We start from the raw sequence: 6,482 nt of genomic DNA on the forward strand, positions 1-6,482 counted from the left end.
CGTCGGATGCGGAGTGAGCGCTGGCCGACCGTTCCGATGGGTAAGGTGATCCGTCCGGCTGGATCGAGTGACAATGAACTTAATCACTAATTTCAGGTGGCAACATATGCGTGTGCACAGTCAAGGATGAACTGTCTGTGCATGCCCACACTCGGTGGCGCTTGATACGTCTTCTCCGAGGAATTTGGAGAAGCCGCGACTGCCGATGGATCGCTGCCCACGAAAAGGGCGTTGCCGAGGTCGTTTTGGGCGCTTTCTCCCGCGCGACTAATGGCGCCGAGTTCGAGATATCGCGAATAACTCAGCGGCACTGTATAAATCGACCGTTTCGGGGCGCAGAAGGCTCTCGCGGAGATCTGGAGGTCGAGGAGCAGGCCCTACTTGTCTCTGACCGCAAACGTGGAGGCGCGGACCAGGAATTCATCTGACCTGCAATTTCTGCACAAATGCATATCGGCGTGCAGGACTGTCCCTTGTTCGTCCACACGCTCGTTCCTACCTTTCTTCTAACCGCATCAGAAAGGGGACATCATGGTCCAGAGCGACTCGGTCTCGTCAGTTCGGGGTCTCATTCCAGCCCACCTCACTCCAATGTCGAGGGGAGGAGCGATTCACTGGGACGCATTCACCACCCATCTCCGGTGGCTTGCGGCAATACCAGGAGTTGAATGGATCACCACCACCGCCCACGCCTCGGAGGTCGCGACCCTGACCACCGACGAACGCCAACGCATGATCGAGCACGCCGTCTCCGTCGTTCCGGAATCCGTCGGCGTGGTCGCCGGCGTCTACGACGACGGCAGTGCCCGAGCCGCGGCCGAGGCACGACGTTCGGTCGACTCTGGAGCGAAGGCGCTCTTGGTCTTCCCCTCGGGAGTCTTCGCCGGCGGGTCACAGCAGCGCTCGGAATCGCAGCGTTCCCACTACGAAGCGGTCGCTGAAGCTGTGGACGTGCCCCTGATCATCTTCAAGTATCCGGTCGGCAACCCTCTCACGCTGCCGCTCGAGACCACCCTGGAAATCTGTCAGACCATCCCGACCGTGGCGGCCATCAAGGAATGGTCCTACGACATCGTCGAGTACGAGGACACCTGGCGGGCGATCAAGGCCGACGCGCCCCACGTCTCGGTCTTGAGCAGCTTCAGCCGCGCCCTCTTTGCATCCCTTCTGGTGGGCAGCGACGGGGTGCTGAGCGGTCACGGCAGTATCGTCGCGGATCTGCAGAGTGAACTCCTCGCCGCAATGCAGGCCGGCGACCTGACCGGGGCGCGAAAGGCCTGGGATCGCATCTACCCCCTTGCCGTTGCCTGCTACGCCGATCCCTTCTTCGACCAGCACAATCGGATGAAGGCGGCCCTGGGCATCTTGGGGCGAATCCCGAGCGACGCCACGTATGTGCGGCGCCCCTTGGTGGAGGTCGACGACACTGAGCTCGCCACTCTCGAGGCCGCCTGCGTCGCCGCTGGGCTCGTGTAACGCTCATGTCCTACGTCCACCTCTTCAGTCCGAGCGCGATCGGCGGCGTCGAGATGCGCAACCGGGTCGTGTTGCCCAGCATGACCACTCGCCTGGCCACCCCCTCCGGAGAGGTCACGCCGGAGCTCGTGAGTTACTACCAGGAACGAGCCAGGGGTGGCTGTGGTCTTGTGATCGTGGAGATGGCCTCGCCGCAGCGTCGTGGTCGGCACCGAGGGCGCGAGCTGGGCATCGACTCGGACGAGTACATACCCGGGTTGCGCTCCCTCGTCGCGGCCATCCACGAGCAGGGGGCTCGGGCCGGCATCCAACTGGGCCACGGCGGAGCGAGGGCGCTGCCGACGGAACTCGGCGGGCGCCCCCTGGCCTCGACTGCGGGGCCGGTTCCGGTATTCGAGACGGCACGCTTCGTGAACTTTCCCGAGCTCTTCGACGAGGATTCTCTGGAGCAGCTCGTGGTGGATCACGTCGCCGCGGCCAGACGGGCTGAGGAGGCGGGGTTCGACATGATCGAGCTCCACGGCGCCCACGGATACCTTCTGGCGCAGTTGATCAGCGCCGACGAGAACCAGGTGCTGCCGAACGCCGCGGCCCGGTACGACTTCCTCGCGTCGTTGGTGCGCCGCATCGTCGAAGCTGTCGGAATTCCCCTGAGCTATCGCCTCAGCGGTCAGGACTACTACTCCGCCGGACAAACCGTGGACGACTCGCTCGCGTTCCTTCCCTACCTCGAGAACGCCGGCGTCTCCGCCGTCTCGGTGACCGGCGGGCACTACAAGTCCGTCGATCCCGAGATCATGATTCCGCCGATGCCGTACGGGGACGGCGTATTCCTCGACGCGGCCAGGGCGGTCAAGGCGCGCACGCGCCTGCCCGTCATCGCGGTTGGGCGGGTGAATGCCCCGGCTGTGGCCGAGGACGCTCTCGCACAGGGGTGGGCGGATTTCGTCGCGGTGGGGCGCGGCCAGATCGCCGATCCGCACTGGGCGCGCAAGACGCAGCAACACCTGCAAGTGCGAGAGTGCCTGGCGTGCAATCACTGTGTGCGGACCATGCGATCGGGTCAACAGCTCGCCTGCGCGGTGAACCCCACCGTGACGACCACCGACCGGCCCGCCACTCGAACCGTTGCGCAGCGCCGACTCGTGTTCGGTGCCGGGCCGGCCGGCCTGACCTACGCAGTGGAATCGGCTCGAGCGGGACACGAGGTGTACGTCATCGCGCGGGACCGCACCTGGAAGGCGGCGGCAGCACCCACCTTCAACGGCTACCGACCGGATCGACAGCGGATGCGCCGCTACTTCGACGGACTGTGGAGGGAGGCCGTCGAGGCCGGGGTTCACATCGCCCCGGAAGGGGAGCGGGAACCACCGCCCGAATGGCGTACGAACGTCGACGTCGTCGCTGACGCCAGAGGCGCCACGTACGTGGGCAACCTCGGTCCCCTCGTCCGCATCCTCATCCGAGTCCTGTCCCGCGTACCCCTGCCGAAGCGGCTGATGAAAAGCGACCGGCTCCACCACATATTGCTCTACGACCTGCGCAACCCCCGGAGGAAGGAGCCGACCCGCATTCCGGGGGCTCGCACCATCAAGATCGGCGACGCGGCACAGCCGGGTGAGTTGGCCGCTGCCGTGCGCGATGCATACACCCAAGCGTGGAAGGAAAACAGTGATGACTAATCACCCGATGCGATGCATCGTCACCGGCGGCAGCCAAGGCATCGGCGAGGCCATCGTCGAGAAACTCCTGTCAGATGGAGCTGCTGTCGCCGTAATCGACCGGCAGGCGCCCTCGGCGCGACTGAAGGACCGAGTCGCTTTCGCCGAGTGCGACGTGAGCAACGCCGCGGCTATGGAGCAGGCCGCCGTGGCGTTGACAGCTGCATTGGGCGGGCCGCCCACCACGGTGGTCGCCAATGCAGGAAGGTGCGTATCCGGCCGGTTGGCGAGCGACCCGGTCGACAACCTCGTCAACCACTTTCAGATCAACACCTTGGGAGTGCTCAACACCTTCCGCCCCCACATCTCCCAGATGCGCGCCGAAGGGGGTGGATCACTGATCGCGATCACCTCGAACTGTGCGCACAAGCCCCGCCTCGACCTCGGCGCCTACTGCGCCACCAAGGCCGCCACCAAAATGATGGTCGAATGCCTCGCACTCGAACTCGCAGCTGACGGAATCCGCGTCAACGCTGTCGCTCCCGGTTCCTGTGACACCGAGATGCAGCGCCGTCAATGGGAGGAGCTCGGTGTCCCGAAGGACCGACAGGTCGTCGGCGACCTGACGTCCTATCGATCCGGCATCCCGGCAGGCAGGCTGGCGACGCCAAACGACATCGCACAGGCGGTCGGCTTCCTGGCCTCACCGGCGGCCGAGTTCATGCGAGGCGTGACGTTGGTCGTCGACGGCGCCCAGTCGATCTGAATCATTCGGGTGCGCAGTCGCTTTGAATCTCACAAAGCGATTGGCGCCACCGACCGTCCTCGCAGCGACCCAAAACGGGTCCTCCCGACATCCCCGGAGAATTCGTCATGACCGGCACCCAGGACCCCACGGCGACCGCCGAGTCGGCGACGCAACGCGGAAACGCATCCCCACCGTCCACCCGCAGGGCGATGCTGGGCCTCGGCCTCGGCAACACCCTCGAGTGGTACGACTGGATGATCTTCGGCCTCCTCGCCGCGTTCATCGGGCCGCAGTTCTTCCCGTCGCAAGACCCTGTGTCGTCCACCCTCGACGCGCTGGCCGTATTCGCGGTCGGGTTCTGCGTCCGGCCGCTGGGCGGAGTCCTGCTCGGCAATGTCGCCGACCGCATCGGCCGTCGCCGGGTGATGCTCTGGTCGGTCGGCATCATGGCGGCCACCACCCTCGGCATCGCGCTGCTGCCGTCCTACGACTCGATCGGCGTCTGGGCCGGGATCCTACTGCTGGCATGCCGGCTGCTCCAGGGCCTGTCCACCGGCATCGAGGCACCGCTGTCCACGGCGTACGCCGTGGAATTGATGCCGGCCGGACACGAGGGTAGGGCGGCCGGTTACATCAGCTTCTTCCAGAACTTCGGCATCCTGCTCGCCTCCGTGGTCAGCTTCGCGACCAGCTACACCATCGGCGGCGACGCCATGTCGACGTGGGGCTGGCGGGTCCCGATGCTGGTCGGTGCTGCGATGAGCTTTTTCGTGCTCTACCTGCGGCGTGCGCTGCCCGAGACACTGTCGGAGGAGGAGAAGGCCGAACGCACGTCGGGCACCTGGGAGGGCGTCCGACGGCACTGGCTCGGCCTAGCCGCGATCATCTTTGTCGTCGGCGCCGCGCAGGCCTACAACTACGCGTGGAACGTCGGTCTGCCCAGCCTGGCCCGCGGCACCTACGGCGAGAATCCGACCACGATCTTCGCCGTAACCAGCATCCTCGGCGTGATCATGCTGGTCGGATCGATCATCACCGGCCGGATCGCCGACCGGGTGCGCCTGTCCCGGGCGTTCGTTGTCACTCGCCTCGCGGTCGTCCCCGGCATCTTCCTGATGTTGCTGTACGCCGGCGACGGTCTGAGCACCTTCACCGTGGTCCTGCTGCTGGGTGGCGTACTGCTGGCAGCGAACATGACGCTCTACAACGTCGTGTCCACGTCGCTGATGCCCAAGTACTGCCGGGCAACCGGCACCGGGCTCGGCTACGGCATCGCCGTCGCCGCCTTCGGTGGCACCGCGTCCTACCTGATCGTCTGGTTGCAGAGCCGCAACTTGTTGTGGGCCTTCCCCGTCTACACCGCCGTTCTGTCGGTCATCAGCGTGGTCCTCTACATTGCAGCCCGCCGCCGCAGCGGCACCTTCGCCGGAGAGTGAACACCACGTCGCCAGCATGTACTGACCAACTACGAGGAGCACCACGATGAGCGACAGCGTTGACCAACATAGACTCGCCAAGACACTGACCTGGCGCGACGGAATGGCCCTTGCGCTTGCCCTACCTACTGGGTTGTTCGTGACATTCGGCTATCTTCTGGGGGTCGTCGGCGCCTGGGTTGCAATCACGGTCTGGTTCGTTGGTGCAGTTGTCAGCTATCTCCAGTGTCGGGTGTTCGCGGAGATGGCATCGATGTTTCCGCGCGACTCCGGGGGCGTAGCGCGCTACGCAATCGAGGGCTGGAAGAAGTACTTCGCCCCGATCGGTGCCATCGCCGCGTTCGGGTACTGGATCGGTTGGTCTCTGACAATCTCCATGGCTTCGGTCGTGTTCGGCGAACTGATCGAGGCGACGTGGTTTGAAGGAAACACACTCGACATCGACGTCCTTGGCAATCACCTCGGGCTCGAGCACGTCTTCGCCCTCGGTGCCATGCTGTTCGCCTGGGCATTCAACTACTTCGGCTTGAAATTCGGTGCCACGGTCAACAAGGTGCTCGGCCTGCTCGTGATCGCAGGTCTAGTCGTGGTGTCGGTGGCGTGCCTGGTCAGCCCGTCGATCCATTGGTCGACGGCCAACTTGTCGTGGTCGGTTGACGGAGACTGGAAAACCGTGGTCGTCGTGCTCTACGTGACCGCGTGGGCGGTGTACACAGGCGAGATCGTTGCGTCTTTCGCACCCGAATACAAGGACACATCCCGCGACACTTCCAAAGCCATGACGCGAATTTCGCTGTTCATGATCGTGCTGTTCGTCGTAGTGCCGCTGGCCCTGGCCGGCGGCCTTGGTGAGGGAACGATTCGCGACAACCCGGTGACCTATGTCGCGGTGGCGTTCGACCACGCGTTCGGCGGAGCGTCGTGGATCGGAACCCTCGTGATCGCCTTCTCGCTGCTGGTGGGGATGATCTCCACTACCGCCGACGGGGGCCGCGCGCTGTTCGGCCTTGCCCAGGAAGGGATGACCATCAAGCAACTCGACTGGGTCAACCGGTGGGGTGTGCCCGGCCGATCCCTGACCCTGGACGTGCTCCTCAACGCGACCGTCATGGTCCTGGTGGGGCATCCGGTGAGCATCCTGCTGGCGAGCAATCTCGGCTA

5 protein-coding genes are annotated in these 6,482 nt (G+C 64.8%); all 5 read left to right on the forward strand.

The window, feature by feature from the left end:
• Positions 1 to 531 precede the first annotated feature (531 nt).
• On the forward strand, positions 532 to 1,476 hold the full coding sequence (locus AC1DWT_RS48850) for a dihydrodipicolinate synthase family protein (RefSeq protein WP_259375865.1): 945 nt from the start codon (positions 532 to 534) through the stop codon (positions 1,474 to 1,476).
• A gap of 5 nt (positions 1,477 to 1,481) precedes the next feature.
• Entirely contained in the window at positions 1,482 to 3,158 is a 1,677-nt protein-coding gene (locus AC1DWT_RS48855) for an NADH:flavin oxidoreductase (RefSeq protein WP_206013955.1), read from the forward strand.
• Positions 3,151 to 3,903: an SDR family oxidoreductase gene (locus AC1DWT_RS48860; RefSeq protein ID WP_072947231.1), complete on the forward strand. Its 753-nt coding sequence runs from the start codon at positions 3,151 to 3,153 to the stop codon at positions 3,901 to 3,903. The genes AC1DWT_RS48855 and AC1DWT_RS48860 overlap by 8 nt, the downstream gene beginning before the upstream one ends.
• 107 nt (positions 3,904 to 4,010) lie before the next feature.
• A complete protein-coding gene (locus AC1DWT_RS48865; RefSeq protein WP_206013954.1) occupies positions 4,011 to 5,321 on the forward strand; it encodes an MFS transporter in 1,311 nt (436 codons plus the stop codon).
• A gap of 46 nt (positions 5,322 to 5,367) precedes the next feature.
• Positions 5,368 to 6,482, forward strand: a 1,115-nt coding sequence (locus AC1DWT_RS48870; RefSeq protein ID WP_477926026.1) for an APC family permease, incomplete at its 3' end; no start/stop codon positions are given.

The organism is Rhodococcus sp. P4_B6, assembly GCF_056402215.1.